This window comes from Vibrio sp. 10N.261.52.C11 (assembly GCF_041471405.1).
In the GTDB taxonomy this organism is placed as follows: domain Bacteria; phylum Pseudomonadota; class Gammaproteobacteria; order Enterobacterales; family Vibrionaceae; genus Vibrio; species Vibrio crassostreae_C.
Genome location: NZ_JBFROI010000070.1, coordinates 22139 through 40020, shown reverse-complemented (window position 1 = coordinate 40020; position 17882 = coordinate 22139). Strand labels below are relative to the sequence as shown.

At 43.2% G+C, this 17882-nt stretch carries 16 protein-coding genes; 11 read left to right on the top strand and 5 right to left on the bottom strand.

Features of this window, described 5'->3' with window-relative positions; all coding sequences use genetic code 11:
- Positions 1 to 114: 114 nt before the first annotated feature.
- Positions 115 to 1338: an aromatic amino acid transport family protein gene (locus tag AB4323_RS21160; RefSeq protein ID WP_372153298.1), complete on the bottom strand. Its 1224-nt coding sequence runs from the start codon at positions 1336 to 1338 to the stop codon at positions 115 to 117.
- Positions 1339 to 1783: 445 nt separating this feature from the next.
- On the opposite strand from AB4323_RS21160, the gene AB4323_RS21155 reads away from it, so the two are divergent.
- The 3 genes from AB4323_RS21155 to AB4323_RS21145 all read left to right on the top strand — a co-directional run bounded on the left by AB4323_RS21155 (position 1784) and on the right by AB4323_RS21145 (position 4058).
- A complete protein-coding gene (locus AB4323_RS21155; RefSeq protein WP_017059831.1) occupies positions 1784 to 1912 on the top strand; it encodes a hypothetical protein in 129 nt (42 codons plus the stop codon).
- Between the two features lie 205 nt (positions 1913 to 2117).
- Positions 2118 to 2729 (top strand): ACP phosphodiesterase, encoded by a 612-nt coding sequence (locus AB4323_RS21150; RefSeq protein WP_017059830.1) that lies wholly within the window; start codon positions 2118 to 2120, stop codon positions 2727 to 2729.
- Positions 2730 to 2786: 57 nt separating this feature from the next.
- Positions 2787 to 4058 carry a DEAD/DEAH box helicase gene (locus AB4323_RS21145; protein WP_017059829.1) on the top strand — a complete coding sequence of 424 codons (1272 nt, stop codon included), beginning with the start codon at positions 2787 to 2789 and terminating at the stop codon, positions 4056 to 4058.
- A 115-nt stretch (positions 4059 to 4173) separates the two neighbouring features.
- Here AB4323_RS21145 and AB4323_RS21140 read toward each other — a convergent pair whose 3' ends face one another.
- Positions 4174 to 4917, bottom strand: coding sequence for a TetR/AcrR family transcriptional regulator (locus AB4323_RS21140; RefSeq protein WP_017069888.1), 744 nt, complete (start codon positions 4915 to 4917; stop codon positions 4174 to 4176).
- A gap of 150 nt (positions 4918 to 5067) precedes the next feature.
- On the opposite strand from AB4323_RS21140, the gene AB4323_RS21135 reads away from it, so the two are divergent.
- Genes AB4323_RS21135 through AB4323_RS21125 form a run of 3 tightly spaced genes read left to right on the top strand, consistent with a single transcriptional unit; the run spans position 5068 to position 10267 of the window.
- Entirely contained in the window at positions 5068 to 6156 is a 1089-nt protein-coding gene (locus AB4323_RS21135) for an efflux RND transporter periplasmic adaptor subunit (RefSeq protein ID WP_017064636.1), read from the top strand.
- On the top strand, positions 6156 to 7211 hold the full coding sequence (locus AB4323_RS21130; protein WP_372153296.1) for an efflux RND transporter periplasmic adaptor subunit: 1056 nt from the start codon (positions 6156 to 6158) through the stop codon (positions 7209 to 7211). The genes AB4323_RS21135 and AB4323_RS21130 overlap by 1 nt, the downstream gene beginning before the upstream one ends.
- Positions 7208 to 10267, top strand: a complete 3060-nt coding sequence (locus tag AB4323_RS21125; RefSeq protein WP_372153294.1) for an efflux RND transporter permease subunit — start codon at positions 7208 to 7210, stop codon at positions 10265 to 10267. Before AB4323_RS21130 ends, AB4323_RS21125 begins: the two co-directional genes overlap by 4 nt.
- Before the next feature lie 179 nt (positions 10268 to 10446).
- Here the strand turns inward: AB4323_RS21125 and AB4323_RS21120 are convergent, their stop codons facing one another.
- Positions 10447 to 11184 carry an EAL domain-containing protein gene (locus AB4323_RS21120; protein WP_104216360.1) on the bottom strand — a complete coding sequence of 246 codons (738 nt, stop codon included), beginning with the start codon at positions 11182 to 11184 and terminating at the stop codon, positions 10447 to 10449.
- Between the two features lie 575 nt (positions 11185 to 11759).
- Positions 11760 to 12395 carry a hypothetical protein gene (locus AB4323_RS21115; protein ID WP_029236415.1) on the bottom strand — a complete coding sequence of 212 codons (636 nt, stop codon included), beginning with the start codon at positions 12393 to 12395 and terminating at the stop codon, positions 11760 to 11762.
- Positions 12396 to 12647: 252 nt separating this feature from the next.
- Here AB4323_RS21115 and AB4323_RS21110 point away from each other — a divergent pair, with 252 nt between their 5' ends.
- From AB4323_RS21110 to AB4323_RS21100, 3 genes are all read left to right on the top strand, one after another.
- Positions 12648 to 12893, top strand: coding sequence for a DUF2164 domain-containing protein (locus AB4323_RS21110; RefSeq protein WP_017059821.1), 246 nt, complete (start codon positions 12648 to 12650; stop codon positions 12891 to 12893).
- Between the two features lie 153 nt (positions 12894 to 13046).
- Entirely contained in the window at positions 13047 to 13586 is a 540-nt protein-coding gene (locus AB4323_RS21105) for a cytochrome b (RefSeq protein ID WP_017059820.1), read from the top strand.
- On the top strand, positions 13583 to 14152 hold the full coding sequence (locus tag AB4323_RS21100; RefSeq protein ID WP_017059819.1) for a YceI family protein: 570 nt from the start codon (positions 13583 to 13585) through the stop codon (positions 14150 to 14152). Before AB4323_RS21105 ends, AB4323_RS21100 begins: the two co-directional genes overlap by 4 nt.
- A gap of 334 nt (positions 14153 to 14486) precedes the next feature.
- Here the strand turns inward: AB4323_RS21100 and focA are convergent, their stop codons facing one another.
- Positions 14487 to 15938 carry a formate transporter FocA gene (focA, locus tag AB4323_RS21095; RefSeq protein ID WP_372153291.1) on the bottom strand — a complete coding sequence of 484 codons (1452 nt, stop codon included), beginning with the start codon at positions 15936 to 15938 and terminating at the stop codon, positions 14487 to 14489.
- A gap of 274 nt (positions 15939 to 16212) precedes the next feature.
- Between focA and AB4323_RS21090 the strand changes: the two genes are divergently transcribed.
- A complete protein-coding gene (locus tag AB4323_RS21090) occupies positions 16213 to 17118 on the top strand; it encodes a LysR substrate-binding domain-containing protein (protein ID WP_102333462.1) in 906 nt (301 codons plus the stop codon).
- Positions 17119 to 17323: 205 nt separating this feature from the next.
- Entirely contained in the window at positions 17324 to 17818 is a 495-nt protein-coding gene (locus tag AB4323_RS21085; protein WP_017059817.1) for a DUF1097 domain-containing protein, read from the top strand.
- Positions 17819 to 17882 lie beyond the last annotated feature (64 nt).

Sequence of the window (17882 nt, the reverse complement as noted above, 5' to 3'; positions counted from 1 at the left end):
TAAATAACCGACCTCAATAAAAATGTGACTTCAATCGACTAATTGTGAAAATTAATGATAGTGACATGTTATTTGTGAGATCTGGATCAAGTAAATTAGTTCTGTATAGGTTTATTAGCCCAAAGAAGGCAGTAACCCTACTGAAATAAGAACTTGAATGGCAATGATAAATACGCCAAAGCTACCTGCTAAAAACAACGCTTTGCTACCGCCTAACACTTGGTAACTGGCTTCTGCAGATTGAGGTTTGACAGAGAAATCAGTGTAACGAACCTTGTAGACCATCACTGTTGGTAACAGAATCGCGAGCACTGAAAGTGCAATGGCTGCGTAGCCTAAAGCCATGATGAAGCCTTGTGGGTAAAATAAGGCAAAACCCAGTGGCGGTAAGAAGGTGATAGCAGCTGTCTTAACACGTTTTGCGTTACCTAGTTTCTTGCTCAGTGAGTCGCCCATGAATTCAAATAAGCCCAAGCTTACACCAATAAAAGATGTCAGCAGTGCAAGGTCCGCAAACACACCGACGATCACGCTTAGGTTGGATTGATGAACCGTTTGCGATAGCGAGACTAATAGCGCGCCCAAGCTTGTGTCAGACAACAACTGCTCTTGGCTAATCACGCCCAAAGTAACACTTTGCCAGAAAACGTAGATAACCAGAGGCAGTGCCGAGCCAATAATCATTACCTTACGTAAAGAACGAACGTCACCTTCTAGGTATCGAACAATTGATGGGATGCTGCCGTGGAAACCAAAAGAGGTAAACACAACCGGAATCGCCGCCACAATCAGGCCTTGCTGTAAAGGCATGCTCATTAGGTATTGAGAGGTAATGTTTGGCGCCAGGAAGCTGAGTACCAAAACCATCGCGATAAGCTTTAAGCCAAACAAAACGCGGTTAACTTTATCAACACTGTGTGTACCAATCGTAACAACGCCGGCAACTAATAGGGTAAATAGAAGCGTGGTGATTTGAGCATTAAGTTCGATACCCGCGATATCCGAAATTCGTTGGTTAAATTGCGCACCGCCGCCAGCTATGTATGCCGCACACAGAGCGTAGAAAAGAAACATCACCGCGAAGCTCGCAATCCACTTTCCTTTTGTCCCCAAAATGGTATGAGCTAACGTGTGTAGGGTAGCGTCAGATTCTGCGAATTGGTGAAGCTCTACCATTAATAGCGCAGTAAAAGCCATTAACGCCCATAAACCCAGCATCAAGAAAAGTGAAGTTGAAAAGCCAATACCTGCAGAAGCAAGTGGAAGAGCGAGCATGCCAGCACCAATGGTTGTGCCTGCAATGATCAAAGTACTACCAAAAACCTTTGATTTATTCATTGTATATAATTCTTTACGTTAGGGTGTGTTTTCATTGTAATTCTTCTAGCTTAAGCGCATAAACCCAAAGAATATCTCGATTTTGAAGTATTCTGATTGAGTTTAATTCCAAATGCAATTCTTATTGTAATTAAAAACATCCACTGTAAATTAATATTTACACAAGGGGCGTGTCAGCATTCAATTGAGCAAAGCAAACGTTTGACCATGATCGGTTTCAAAATTTATAGAGTAATTTGTTGTACTTGGTGTAAGGTGGCAGTACATATGTCGTTCGCGTATACCCCTTTAGCGCAAAAAAGCGTTAATGATCGCGAGTAGCTTTAAGCTATGAATATGGAATGGGTAGAGTAGAGTGCGTTCATCAAAGTGACATAATATAAGTCCAAGATGGTGCACTAGTTAATCGGACATCATGTCCACATCAAGGAATAGAGGGGGCACAATGAGTGACCAATCTTATAATGACGAAAGTCTAGAGTTGTTAGATGCTATGGAAATTGGCATTGATTTGTCTGACTATGAGCAGACAGTGAAACAGTTAGCAGAAGAGCTTTTCAAGTCTTCGAACTAAGCTTTTAAGATCTTTAATTCAGTTTCAACTGAAACGTTTTAAAGCTAAAAGTTTTCTTAGCTAAAGCTTCTCAAAGCAAACAATTCTAAACTGAGCAAATCGTATTCGCTCACACGTCATACCAAAACTATCCTCATTAAAGTTCGCGAAGATAAACGAGTACGTTTACCATGTTACTTAGTTCTCGATACTTTAATGAGGTTCAATGAACTTTCTCGCACACCTTCACATCGCCAAGCACTGTAACAGCAACTTAGCAGGTAACCTGTTAGGTGATTTTGTTAAAGGCGACCCTAATAAACACTATTCTGATTCCCTTTCTGACGGTATTAGGCTTCATCGATTTGTTGATAGCTATACTGATCGTCATGATGTATCTCGTTCTGCAAAATCACTTTTCTCAGACCAAACACGACGCTTTGCGCCTATCGCACTCGATGTATTTTGGGATCACTGCTTAGCCAATCATTGGGATCAGTTTTCACAGCAGACATTAGAGCGTTTTTGTTTAGATAGCCATGAGCAGATCTTTGAACATCAAGAGCCACACTGGCCTGAAAATTTCGTTATGGTTCATCAGAAAATGGCTGAGCATAGATGGTTAGAGAGCTATCAAGACATGTCATCTATAGAGGTGGTGTTGCAGCGAATGGCGTTGAGAAGGCCTAAGCTCGGTATGCTCGAGGCATGTTACGATGACCTCGAACGTCACTATGATACGTTGCAGTGTCACTTTAATGAGCTTTATCCCAACGTTTTAGAGGAAGCTAAGCAGTTTAATGCGCTTCAAATGAAGAAAAATCAAAAGGAAAGGTAAACAGCGTAATGCAGGTTTGCTACAATCCGCGCCTATTTAATCTTTGAGCATCATACTATGTCTGAATCTACAAAATCTTTTAACCAACTAGGATTATCTGAGCATCTTCTTGCCACGTTGTCTGAGCTTAATTTTACGGCTCCTACCAGTGTTCAAGAACAAGCAATTCCATTGGTATTAGAAGGCAAAGATGTACTGGCTGGTGCTCAAACGGGTACAGGTAAAACGGCTGCGTTTGGTTTACCGATTATTCAAAGATTAATCGAGACAAAAGACAACGTTATTCCGAACCCTAAGCTCGTTCGTGCGCTTGTATTAGTGCCAACTCGTGAATTGGCACAACAGGTTTTCGATAACTTAACTAGCTACGCAAAGGGCACCGACATTAAAGTCGTGGTGGCTTACGGCGGCGTTAGCATGAAGGTGCAAACTGATAACTTACGCGGTGGCGCAGATATTCTTGTCGCGACGCCTGGTCGTCTTATTGATCACATGTTCACTAGAAACATCATGTTGAGCCAAACGGAAGTACTGGTACTGGATGAAGCTGACCGTATGTTAGATATGGGCTTCATGCCTGACATCAAGCGTATTCTTTCTCGCATGAACGAAGTGCGTCAAACTCTGTTCTTCTCTGCAACGTTTGATAACAAAATCAAAGCGATTGCACACCGTATGATGCAGAAGCCAAGTGAAATCCAAGTTACGCCAAAAAACAGCACCGCTGAAACCGTAACACAGATGGTTTACCCGGTAGATAAGTCGCGTAAAAGTGAGCTATTAGCGTATTTGATTGGTTCAAAAAACTGGCAACAAGTGTTGGTGTTCACAAAGACTAAGCAGGGCACTGATGCTCTCGTTAAAGAGCTTAAGTTAGACGGCATTAAAGCGGCATCAATCAATGGCGATAAGAGCCAAGGTGCGCGTCAAAAAGCCCTAGACGATTTCAAGTCAGGCAAAGTTCGTGCGTTGATCGCAACCGACGTGGCAGCTCGTGGTATTGATATTCAGCAGCTAGAACAAGTTGTGAACTATGACATGCCATTTAAAGCAGAAGATTATGTTCACCGCATCGGACGTACTGGCCGTGCGGGTAACAGCGGCTTAGCGATCTCTTTGATGAGTCAGGATGAAGCTTACCTATTGGGTGACATTGAGCGATTACTTGATACGCGCTTGCCTCAAGAGTGGCTAGAGGGCTTTGAACCAAGCCTTGAAAAAGATCTAGCGCCCGATCGTGGTGGTCGCAGCAAGAGCCGTTCATCAGAAAAACGTAAGATGAAAGCGAAGCTTAAGATTCACCAAAACCGCGGTAAAGCACGTCGTTAACAAGCTGGACAAAGCTCCAGTTTAAAGATCTATACATATAAAAATGCGCCGTTACAGTGACTTCTGTAACGGCGCGTTTTTGTATCTTATAAGCTCATCATGGGTATGAACCCGATTAAGCTTTATGTTCCTGGTTACACTTCCATTCACATGGCACTTCATAAATCAGCTCTTCAATCGAGGTTGGGTTTAGAACCCACTCTTCATCAATATTGAACTTGCTGACCATCTGCGTGTTGAAAAGCTGCCAATGCTTAAGTAGAACATCTTCAGGAGAGGTGACCATATCGCCTTCATTCCAAGTGCTTTCCATAAAGGGAGTGAGGCATACAGCGCCGTTTGCGTACATGATCATTTGCCATTTAACTTCGTAAATGTTGATCATTTTGTCTGGGTTAGCTGCATTGTACTCAGCGGCAAGCCCGTTAATCTCTTTTTCAACATCGCCGACATTGTCGATGAAGTAATCAACTAGGTTGTCTTCTTGGCGAACAGAGTCTGAAATAAGCTGCATTGGCCTACGTGAGTGAATCATGTTGGTGAACAGACGCATGCTAAACAGGTAGATAGCGATATTTGGCGCAACATCTTTTGGCAGCTCTTCCATAATCTTACTGATGTAAGACTGAAAATAATCGTGTAAACAATCACTTATTGCATGCCAAATCTTTTCTTTGCTACCAAAGTGGTGGCGGATAAGGCTATGCGAGACGCCTGCCTTTTCACTGATGTTTCGCAGTGATACACGATCGTAGCCAAAGTCACAGAACATGTCTGCGGCAACGCTCATGATCAAAAAACGCGTCTCTTCGGCGTCTTTTGCACTTCTTCTACCTTGCTTCTTTTCGGTCATCTTCATTTCACATAATTACCTGATTACAACATTCTACACTGTTTTTACTGAAATAAAAAATACTGCACAAGTGGAAAGTAAAACTTGAGAATTATTTAATATTAAATATACTGCCCACATGTGTAATAAATCATAATAATTAAACGGAGAGGCATCATGCAGTTCAATTTGTCTATCAATGCCATATCGAGCAAGCGCATGGGAGCTGTTATTGCAGCACTATTGCTCGCAGGCTCTCTAACTGGATGTGACAAAGTTCAGTCAGAGGAAAATGTGCAGGTAATCAAGCCAGTCAAGCTGTTCGAAATCCCACAACAGACTGATATTGATCTCGATAGCTTCATTGCAAAGGTTGATGCAACCGACCGTGCGGCACTTTCTTTCCAAGTGGGTGGAGATATAGAAACCTTCGATGTTCGTATGGGACAAGAAGTGAAGAAAGGTCAGGTGTTAGCCGTATTAGACGCGACGGATTACCGTATTGCCGTTGACGCAGCCCAAGCTAAATTTGATCTGGCGAACAGCCAATACAAACAAGCTTCTGAGTTGTATGCGAAAAAACTGGTCAGTACCGATTACTACGACCAAGCCGTAAACACCTTTACTGCCGCTGAAGTTGAGTTGGACCAAGCAAAAACAAACCTTGGCTACACTACCTTAGTTGCTCCATTCGATGGCGTGGTATCGATGGTGTTTGGAAAGCAATATCAATTGATCGCAGAAAAGCAGCCTGTACTGAATATTTTGAATCACAGTGAAATGGATGTGACGTTTTCAATTCCAGTATCAAAGCTTGAAGACCGTTCTATTCAAGACCTAACGAGCTCAAACATGTGGGTTGTGATGGACAGCCACCGCGGCATTCGTATCCCGACTCGCTTTAAAGAAATCTCAACGCAACCAGATGAAGATACCAACAGCTACCAAGCGGTTGTGTCTATCGAAAAGCCAGAAGGCATCAATCTACTTTCTGGTATGACAGCGCAAGTTGAAGTTCAGAAAAGTAAATCTGACTACGGCATTGGTATTGTGGATTCAGCTTGGTTAAACAAAGACGTAGGCCATGGTGAACTATGGCGTTATAACCCTGACTCTCAACTGATTTCTAAAGTACAAGTCCTTCTTGATGAGCAAGGCAAGGTTATCGACGGATTGTCGTCTGGTGACCTTATCGTTGAAGCGGGTGTGGATGTGTTATCAGACGGACAACAAGTAAAAGCTTGGCTTCGTGAGGGCGGTATTTAATGAACCTTTCAAAATTATCAGTTGTTGTCGCGTCGGTTCTGTTACTTCAAGCCTGTAACAATGAAGCTGTACACCGTGAACAACCACCTTTGTTGGTTTCTACCTTTGAAGTTGGCGCACCGCTTACTAATCAGTTCAGAAGTTTTAATGGACAGGTGATGCCAGCTGAATTGACTCCCTTGGCATTTAAGCTAGCAGGCGAGATTCAACAAGTATTAGTAGAAGCGGGCGACAATGTCGAAAAAGGGCAGTTATTAGCCACCTTAGATAACGCAACGTACGTACAAGATCTGACTGATGCTCAATCTCAATTCAAACTGGCAAGCAAACAGTTGGCCCGTGGAACGGAGATGTTTGGCAGCGAAATGTTATCGCAATCAGAACACGACCAACTGACGGCTAACTATAAGCTCGCATCGGCGAATTTGGCGGCGGCGAAACGCAAGCTGAGTTACACAGAACTTTTAGCGCCGTTCTCAGGAACAGTTTCAACTGTCGATAAGCAACGATTCGAAAATACGACGCCTGGAGAAACACTACTGAGTGTGTACCAGAACGACAAGGTGTATGTGCGAATTCAAGTATCAGATTCGATCTTGGCGTCAATTAGCCCAGACATGCGTTCAAGTAGCTATCGTCCTGAGGCGACCTTTGGCGGTCACACAGGCCAATATCCACTGACGTATCTAGAACACACCAGTGAACTGCACCCACAATCCCGTACCTACGAATTTTGGATGCAGATGCAGCAGCCTGAAAGTGAAATCCTGCCAGGCACGAGCGTTACGGTCAATGTAGATATGGCGAAAGCGGGCCTGAGCGATGTTCAAGGCTACCAATTACCAATGACAACGCTAGAAGCGGGCTCTGAAGCGAATCAGTTCTATGTGTGGAAAATGGAAGACGGACAAGCATTCAAAAGCGAAGTAGAAGTCGACAAGATCAGTGGCCAAGGCGCACTCATCGCTCATGGTGTTGAGCAAGGTGAGCTACTCGTAAATTCGAATTTAAGAAAACTCCGTGACGGAATCCAATTGTCAGGAAAAGCAGAATGAACATCGCAGAATATTCAATAAAGAACAAAGTAATCAGCTGGCTGTTTCTAGTCATTTTGGCCATTGGCGGTGTGACGTCTTTTGGTAATCTATCCCGTTTAGAAGACCCAGCTTTTACCATTAAAGATGCAATGATTATTTCAACTTACCCTGGCGCTACGTCAATGGAAGTTGAAGAAGAGCTGACTTACCCACTAGAAAAAGAGATAAGACAGCTTCCGTACATCGACAAGATTACCTCGACATCATCGAACGGTATGTCCCAAATTATGGTCAGTATGAAGATGGACTACGGTCCAGACGAGCTGCCTCAGATCTGGGATGAAATGCGCCGTAAGATCAACGATCTACAACCAACACTGCCAAGTGGTGTAAATTCCGTTCAGATCATCGATGATTTTGGTGATGTGTTTGGTGTGATGATCATGCTGACCGGTGATGGTTACGATTACGTTGAGCTCAAACAGTACGCAGATTACCTAACGCGTGAAATCGAACTGGTTGACGGTGTCGGTAAAGTTAGCATTGCAGGTGACCAACAAGAACAACTGTTTGTTGAGATGTCACTGGAACGCTTAGCCGCATTGAACCTAGATATGTCGACGGTGACAGCATTGCTAGCACAGCAAAACAGTGTGGTATCGGCAGGCGAGGTGATGCTGAATGGTCAAAGCCTTACGATCAAGCCAAACGGCACCTTAAGCACGGTTGAAGAACTAGAAAACCTGATCATTCATGGTCGCGATACAGGTAACCTGATTCGCTTGAAAGATGTCGCTGAGGTCACTCGTGGTATTCAAGAAAAGCCGGGCAATGTATTAACGTACAACGGTAAACCAGCAATCAACTTGGGTATTGCGTTCTCTTCTGGTGTAAACGTGGTTGAGATTGGTAAAGCACTGGATGCGGAACTGGATCGCCTAGAAAGCATTAAGCCAGCGGGTGTAGAACTGAATTACTTCTACAACCAAGCGCAAGAAGTAGACAAATCTGTGGCTGACTTCTTAATCAGCCTAGTTGAAGCGGTAGCCATCGTTATCATTGTATTGTTGTTCGCAATGGGCTTACGCAGTGGTTTGATCATCGGTTTGGTTCTTCTATTGACGGTATTCGGTACCTTCATCCTGATGGATTACAACGATGTTGAACTGCACCGCATCTCTCTGGGGGCACTGATCATCGCGCTGGGTATGCTGGTGGATAATGCGATTGTTGTCGTTGAAGGTATTTTGGTGGGCTTGAAGAAAGGCAAAACCAAGCTTCAAGCAGCGAAAGACATCGTCAAGCAAACACAATGGCCACTGTTAGGTGCGACCATTATCGCTATCACAGCGTTTGCACCGATTGGTTTGTCGAAGGATGCGACAGGCGAATTCATGGGTTCACTGTTTTGGGTACTGTGTTTCTCACTGTTTTTGAGTTGGGTAACTGCACTAACACTAACGCCATTCCTTGCCGAGATGTTGCTTAAAGAAGAAGACAAGGTTGATGAGAACGAAGACCCATACAAAGGCATCCTGTTTGTGGTATTCGGTGCGTGTCTGAAAGTAGCACTTCGATTTAGATGGCTTACTGTAGTTAGTATGGTCGCTCTATTAGCAGTTTCTGTCGTCGGTTTTGGTATGGTGAAGCAGCAGTTCTTCCCGCCGTCAAATACCCCAATGTTTTACGTAGACATGTGGATGCCAGAAGGCACCGATGTTCGTGAAACGATCAAGCAGACAGAAAAAGTTGAAAGCTACATTCGCCAGCAAGACGACGTGGAGTTTGTAACGACAACGGTTGGGCAGGGCATGCAACGTTTCGCACTGACTTACCAACCAGAGAAAAGCTACGAAGCGTACGCCCAGTTACAAGTAAGAACCACTGACCGCGACACTATGTTTAAGGCTCTAGCGGCGCTAGACAAAGACTTAGCGAACGAATTTGAGCAACCAACGTTCCAGTTCAAGTTGATTGAGTTTGGTCCGTCACCCGCTTCAAAAATTGAAGCGCGTATTATCGGTGCCGATCCACAAGTACTGCGTAACATTGCAGTTGAAGTCGAAGACATCTTGCTTGCCGATCCAGGCTCTCGAAATGTTCGTCATGACTGGCGTGAACGCACTAAAGAACTTGTACCACTGTTCAACGAATCTAAGGCTCGTCGCCTAGGCATTTCAAAAACTGACTTGTCTGAGACATTACAGATGGCGTTTGGCGGTTACAACATCGGCCTACTGCGTGATGGTACTCATATGTTACCTATCGTGGCGCGTTTACCGGAAGAAGAGCGTTTTGATTTCGAATCGCTAAACAATGTGAAGATTTGGAGCCCATCACTACAAACTTACATCCCAGTTGAGCAAGTGATTGATGGCGTAGAGCTTCAATGGTCTGAGCCACTGATTCAGCGTCGCGACAGAAAACGTACGCTAACAGTATTGGCTGACCACGATGTTCTTGGTTATGAAACGCCAGCGAGTCTGTTTGCTCGTGTGAAACCAAAGGTAGAAGCATTAGATTTACCAGAAGGCTACAGCATTAGCTGGGGTGGTGAGTACGAAAGCTCTAAAGATGCGCAAGAATCTCTGTTTGGCTCACTGCCAATGGGTTATTTGCTGATGTTTATCATCACGATGCTTCTGTTTAACTCGGTTCGTAAGCCGCTTGTGATTTGGTTTACGGTTCCACTCTCTATCATTGGTGTTTCAATTGGTCTGTTAGGTACCAATATGCCATTCAGCTTCACAGCGTTCCTTGGCTTATTGAGTCTAAGCGGCATGATTTTGAAGAACGGCATTGTACTGCTTGACCAGATCAACAGTGAGCTATCAACAGGTAAAGACCCATATTTAGCGGTTGTCGACAGTGCGATTAGTCGTGTACGACCGGTATCTATGGCAGCATTAACGACTATCTTGGGTATGATTCCTTTGGTATTCGATGCATTTTTCGGCTCGATGGCGATTACCATCATGGCAGGCTTAGGCTTTGCTACCGTACTAACGCTAATAGTAGTACCGGTGATGTTCGCTATTTTATATAGAATCAAACCGTCCACTGCGGGTTATTAGGGAATGATATAAAACAGATTCTTTTAAGCCAGCCCAGTCAAATTTGACTGGGTTTTTTATGCGTGTTGTCCCGTCCTGAAATGTGTTGACACGTGAGAGCGGTAAGAGGGGACGAATAGGCAAGCATTAAAAAATCCGCTACTCAATGGGCAAGCGGCTTTAAGAACAATAGGGCGATTCTAAATTGCTAGCCGTATGTCTAACTCAATCGGCTTTGGCATGGCTAAGTGGTAGCCTTGATACATATTGAAGCCTAAGCCTTGCATCGCTTCGAGTTGTTGTTGGGTTTCAATACCTTCAATCACTGTCTTTGCGCCAATTTGGTTTGCAAGATCAAGTACTAACTCCATTTCTCGAGTGTCGCCTTGTTCAAAGTCCAACATAACCGAGCGATCTATCTTGATGATATGAGGATTAATATGGCGAACCCGCTGTTCTGTTGATGCTTGTGTTCCGAAATCATCAACAGCGATTTGAAAACCATTTTCCGCCAATGAATGGGCTGCGTCTTTCAAACGTTCTTCACTCTCTACATTAAGCTCGACCAACTCCATCACAATTTGTTCGCACGATAAGTTAAGCTCATGCAGGCGCTTAGCTAACAAGCTATCGCTCACTTTCTCTGCGGCAAATAACTCGCCAACATTAGGAAGAACATTCAAGAATAGGTGTAAATGACGAATAGTCGACTGTGCGAAGTTGCGTATATGAATGGCTCGGCTCAGCCTCTCGACATTAATTTTGTCTGTGCATGAGGTTTCGTCGGAATGAAAGAAGTGATCAGGGCGAACAATGGCACCTTTGCTGTTCGAAATTCGAACTAAAGCCTCTACACCTATCTGAGTCATAGAAGAATCAAATATAGGTTGGTAGACACTTCTAAGTGTTAGGTCTTGATATTTCGCAATAAACTGCATATCGGCATCCACAGATATACAGCTAATAAATTCACTTCTGTCTGATAAAATCATAGTCGCTAATAAAGGTGTTTATTTAATGACGAGAATATACGTCACGGCTGTCACAATATTGACAGGTGTTACTAAATTGTCAATTAATAAAAATTCATTTGTAACGTCAATATTTGAATTAATATAACCAACGAAAAATCAGCATGATAAATGACATTAATCATTAAATTTACTTATCATTGACTGCGTTTGATAGTTTAAGTGAATCTAATGGCTGAGTGACGTCTCACATATTAACCCCAACCAATATAAGGCTAGAACGCTGATACACCAGAGAAAAGTAGGGTTAATGGCTTAAATTATGGGGGAGTGTCAAAGTTATAAAATAGATTGACTAAGCGAGTTACACAGAAATGATATCTATCTCTCAAAATCGAGACTGTGATTCGATTGGCTATTAATAATTAAAACAGGAAGTTCGAATAATTAATGAACAGGGAATGAGTTGCCTTTTATAAAATACTGGGATAGAGGTCTAACAATGTACTTTCAAAACTGATTGAAAAAGTTGACCCGTATTCTTACTGCCATTGAAGTACCGCATAAAGTTGCAGGTATTTACGAACCAGTTGTTGATTTCCTGACCGTTTTAAAGGGTGTCCAAATTTAATAAAGCAAGGGCTGATTTTAAAGTTGTTATTTAACTCAGTGGCGAATTGAGAATCACTCTCTCTTAGCGTGATACCTTGTTGACTATATTCCGTGATCTCATCTGGGAGTTCACCCATCCACCAATGCAATAATTCGCCACTGTTTTTACTTCGGCTAATCCAATGGTCGGAGACAATGATCAAAACGTCATTGGGTTGAATGGAAAATCCATACTCTTGTTGCCAATTATGGATGTCCAACATCAACTTTCTACGACATGTTTTCCCGGCGCTCACCATATGATGACTGATCATCCAAACGGTACCGATTTCGGAAGATATTCGGAAGTGTCGAGGCGTTTCTCTAGAGGAAAGCATTTCAAGTGGGCTGATGTTGCTTGCATGATTAAAGCTAACGAAGGTGTGCTCCATTCGGCGAGCAAATGCCTTTCCTATATGGTGCTCACTGATCCCTTGATTGTGCACCGTAGGGTAGTGGCGTTCACAGAGCTTTAGGCAATCGTCTTGAAATTGATTAACGCTTTTAATCACTAGATCTAATAACAATGAAGTCCCTTATACACAGCTACTATCTTATTGATGGGCAATAGTACGGTAATTGCGGTTCCGTTACCTATCGTCAAAGTGCGAGTTCTTGATCTCTCTATCAAAATTAACCATTGCTGAGTGATTTTATGGATAGCACTGGCGCTCTACAGGTCTGTATTCTAAATTATGAGGAATTCTAGCTAGTTACCTCGACTATAGTCTAGTCAGCAAATCACAATTGATCTACTTACTCTTTATTTGGAAACATTCATGACCATTCAATTAGATTCGAAACAAAAGTCTGAGCTTACTCATACGCTCCAAAAGTACCTGCAGGATGAACTCGATGTGGAGCTTGGTCAGTTCGACACAGAATTCTTGGTCGATTTCATAAGTAAAAAGTTTGGGGCGGTTTACTACAACAAAGGGATAGAAGACGCTCAAAAAGTCATGGAACGTAAAATGTTAGATATCTCAGATGAGCTTTACGAGATCGAACAAATCGTTGAAATCTAACGTTTAGCCCAAACTTGTTCAAATAATTTGAATAACTCGTTTAATTTGAAATGATGTTACCAATGTAAAGCTTGGTAAATAATATGTTACACAAACTTGGTGTAGGGTACGCTTTTCGAAACTACACTACTCGTTAACATTCGGAAGAGATGCATGGACAACAACGTTAGAAATTACAACCCTTTAGCAAGAGCGATGCATTGGATTTCAGCTCTCGCGGTATTTGGCTTATTTGGTGTAGGCCTGTGGATGGTTGATCTTTCATATTACAGCGAGTGGTACAAAACAGCGCCAGACTATCACCGCTCGGTAGGCATTCTTTTGGCTACTGTTACTGTTATCCGCTTGGTTTGGAAACTAGTTACCGCGTCACCTAAAGTAGAAGGTAAAAGCTATGAAGTTGCAGCAGCGAAGATCGCTCACGGCTTTATGTACATTAACTTAGCGGTTTTATTTATTTCAGGTTATTTGATTTCAACATCAGATGGCCGCGGGATCGACGTATTCAATTGGTTCACTGTACCAAGTATGGGTGAACTGTTTGCAAACCAATCTGATCTCGCAGGAACGATTCACTACTATGCTGCATGGGTACTGATCATCATGGCATCAGTACACGCCTTAGCGGCGATAAAACACCACGTTATCGACAAAGACGATACGCTACGAAAAATGATAGGAGCTTCAAAATGAAAAAGTCAATTATCGCTACAGGATTAGCATTTGCAATGGCAATGCCTTTCGCTGCGAACGCCGCTGATTACGTGATTGATACAAAAGGTGCGCATGCTTCAGTTAACTTTAAAGTTAGCCACCTGGGTTACAGCTTTATCCAAGGTCGTTTTAACACATTCTCAGGTGACTTCTCATTTGATGAAAGCAACGTTGAAGCGTCTACAGTAAACGTAACGGTTGATACTACAAGCCTTGATTCAAACCACGCAGAACGTGATAAGCATATCCGTAGCGGCGATTTCATCGATGCTGGTAAGTTCTCTGATGCGACATTCAACAGCACGAAAGTTGTTGATAAAGGCGACGGAAAACTTGAAGTAATGGGTGACCTTAAACTTCACGGTGTAACTAAGCCTATCGTTATCGAAGCTGAATTCATCGGTGCTGGTCAAGACCCATGGGGCGGTGAGCGTGCAGGTTTCGTTGGTACAACTCGTCTAGAACTTGCTGACTTCAACATTCCAGTAATGGGCGCTTCAAGCTATGTAGATATGGATCTGCACGTTGAAGGTGTAAAGAAGTAATCTAGCTTTCTAGCTTTCTAGTTTTCTAGCTTTCTGACAGGTATCAACATTTTTTAGAGACATCAAAAGTTTGGTCGATACTAAATTGGTCAGCAGCTAGTTAGCTAGTTGGTAATAGGGAAAGTAGCAAAACAGCTAGAAATAAAAGTAGAGAAAGGCGCAAAGTTTTCACTTTGCGCCTTTTTTATTGAGGTAAATGGCCACGCGTTTAGGTCTGTTTTGTGTCAAACCTTTTACAGCGTCTTAAGCCACCATTTACTTCTGCCAGTCAACGTTGCCATGACTGAGTTATCTAATTGAACTACTAATCCCTAATAGTTCAACTTACGATTAGTTAAGCCGTTTCTAGTTCAGCTTGAGGAACCACGTTTAGTCGGTCACCGTAGATTGGACGTAGTGCTTGCATCACTTCAATGCGAGTTAATACACCGACCATTACGCCATTTTCTAACACTGGCAGCATATGTGGTTGGCTTACTTTCATCGCTTTTGCACGCTCTTCTAGAGAAAGAGAAGTCAGGCGAGTTGCGAAGCCCATGCTTGTAGTCGGGTACAGTTGTTCTTTGTCGATGCATAGGAACTCAGCAACGTCGACTAACTTGTCGTTTGCATCGATAGCCACAACGTCACGGCTCATTAGGTCTACGACTTTCTGACCTTTTGTCGGGATGTAATCTTGGCACCAAAGGTCAACCATTACGTCGTGAACAGAGAAGATACCCACTAGACGACCTTCAACATCGCAAACAGGAGCGCTAACAAGTTGAGCGTCTAGAAGGGAATCAATTGCGACTGATGTAGGCATTTCTACGCTCAGTGTAATTGGTTGGGTGTTCATGATTTGCTTGATAGTCGTTGCTGTGTTCATAGTGATTTCCTTAACTGACGTAATTTCTGTTGTTTGTGTAATTGCTGTAATTTTTGCTGCTTTCAGCTGCGGGCGACGGTAAATGCTCCAATTGGCTAAGCCGACCAATACTGAACCACCTACAATGTTGCCGACCGTCACTGGTATTAAGTTTGCGGTGACAAATTTCATGATGTTTAAGTCTGCGTACTGAGCAGGCGTTGCTCCGATTTGCATCCAAAAACTCTCTGGTGCGAATGTTTGAATCGTGATGCCTAGTGGAACCATGAACATATTCGCCACACAGTGTTCAAAGCCTGAGCTAACGAACATTGCAACAGGTAATACGGTCATCATTGCTTTGGTCATGGCGTTCGCAGAGCTGAACGTTAACCAAATCGCTAAACACACCAATAAGTTACAAAGCACACCCAAAGCAAAAGCTTGAACAGGGCTGTGGTGTAGCTTGTGTTGAGCAATGTTCAGAGCGTTTAAGCCCCATTGACCGCCATCCAGTTGATATAAGCCTGCTGCGCTTACCAAAGCCAATAGGAACATGGCACCGATGAAGTTACCGACGTAGACCTTGCCCCAGATAGACAGCATCTTAGTGAAGGTGATTTGCTTGTTAGCCCATGAAATGCTTGATAACACTGAACTGGTAAACAGCTCGCCACCGCAAATCACAATCAGGATTAACCCCATACTGAATGCAAGACCGCCGGCTAAACGACTCAATCCCCATCCAGCATCAGCGCTACCCGTGGTCACCGTGATGTAGAATAAAAAAGCAAGCCCGATGAATGCGCCAGCCATGATTGCCAAACTCAATGTCATGCTGCTGGTTTTATTTGCTTTGCTTAATGCAAACTTCTCGGCTTCCGCCATCATTTCTGTTGGCGAGAACAGTTGCTGATTTTCAGAAGTGCTGGTTGCCATATCCCCCCCTTGAACAATCCGTCATGTGTAATTCCTAGTGTTAATGACTTGGTTAATCCGTAATGGTTAATCAGTAATGTTTTGCAGGGCTCGTTTGTGTCCTGCCATTCCAGATTAGGGGGTTGAGGGGTAGAGGTAAAATTGATAATTTTTAGAAACCACATCAAAATTATTGATATAGATTTGGTTACGCGTAGAATGAAATTAATTGCTCATCGGCTTAACAAAAAACGAGCAGCAGGACATAAGTTATTAAAAGAATTAAGGATGAATTTTGCGTTATTCATTAAAGCAACTCGCGGTATTTGATGCAGTGGCGGATTCCGGGAGTGTTAGTCAGGCAGCAGACAAGTTGGCGTTGACTCAGTCAGCGACAAGTATGTCTCTTGCACAGTTGGAAAAAATGCTCGGCAGGCCTTTGTTTGAAAGGCAGGGCAAGCAAATGGCTCTTACTCATTGGGGTATGTGGCTAAGGCCTAAAGCGAAGCGTTTACTGCAAGATGCGCAGCAAATTGAGATGGGTTTTTATGAGCAGCATTTACTAAGTGGAGAGCTCAAACTCGGTGCAAGCCAAACACCAGCGGAACACCTTGTTCCTGACCTCATCAGTATTATTGATAACGACTTTCCTGAGATGCGAATCTCGCTCGGCGTGCAAAGTACTGATGCGGTTATTGATGGCGTATTAGATTATCAATATGACTTGGGTGTTATCGAAGGTCGTTGTGATGACAACCGAGTTCACCAAGAAGTGTGGTGTACCGACCATTTAACGGTGGTTGCATCGGCTCATCACCCGTTTGCGAAGCGTGAACGAGTCAGCTTGGCACAATTAGAACAAGCAAAGTGGGTATTACGCGAACATGGTTCGGGTACTCGCAAAGTTTTTGATAGCTCTATTCACCATTTAATTGGCGATCTCGATGTATGGCGAGAGTATGAACACGTTCCTGTTTTAAGAAGTTTGGTTGCAAACGGCCCATATTTAACGTGTTTACCTTATCTAGATGTCGAACAGTTTGTTGAGTCTGGTCAACTTGTGACGTTGAATGTTTCTGAGCTTGAAATGGAAAGAACCTTGTCCTTTATTTGGCGTGCTGACATGGCAGAGAACCCACTTGCTGAATGTATCAAGCGTGAAGGTAAGCGCATGATGAAAGGCAAACGGTCGGTTCTTTAGCCGCTATTCAACACCAATGCTAATAACTAAATGTGTTGAATAAGCGATTCCGGTCTCTATCTGGTGATAAATGAACAACTTCATACATTATTAATGTGATCGTGATCGGCTAAATAAGGGCTATCTTCCCATAGTATGCTTACTTGATTTTAAGTGAGGCTAAATCCGGTTGCGTTCAATTACGTAATTAGGCTTTAGAAATAGTATGAGTACACTAGTCGCGATTTCATTAACAACAGGTATTTTGTCAGGTCTATGGGGATGGATTGCTATCTCTTTCGGCTTATTGTCATGGGCAGGTTTCTTAGGTTGCACCAGTTACTTTGCTTCGCCAACAGGCGGCGTTAAAGGACTTGCAGGTAGCCTATTGACCAACATGACTGGCGTATTCTGGGCAATGGTGATTATCGAAAGCTCAACCTTCGCAGGGTTAGAGATTTTAGGCTACATGATTACTGCTATTGTGGCTTTCTTTATGTGTATTCAAGCGAAACAAGCGTGGCTAGGTTATATCCCAGGCACCTTCATTGGTTGCTGTGCGACGTTTGCTGCAGGTGGTGATTGGCAACTTGTAGTGCCATCTTTACTGCTTGGTGGTGTATTTGGATACTTGATGAAAGCAACGGGGCTATGGCTTCACGAGAAATCGACTCAATCTTCGGAAGTTGTTGAACAACACGCTAAACAGGCAAAGGCTTAATTCGTTAACCTAACCTTAGTTAGTCACTGTGAACTCTTGCAAGATAACCCCCAATTAATTTGTA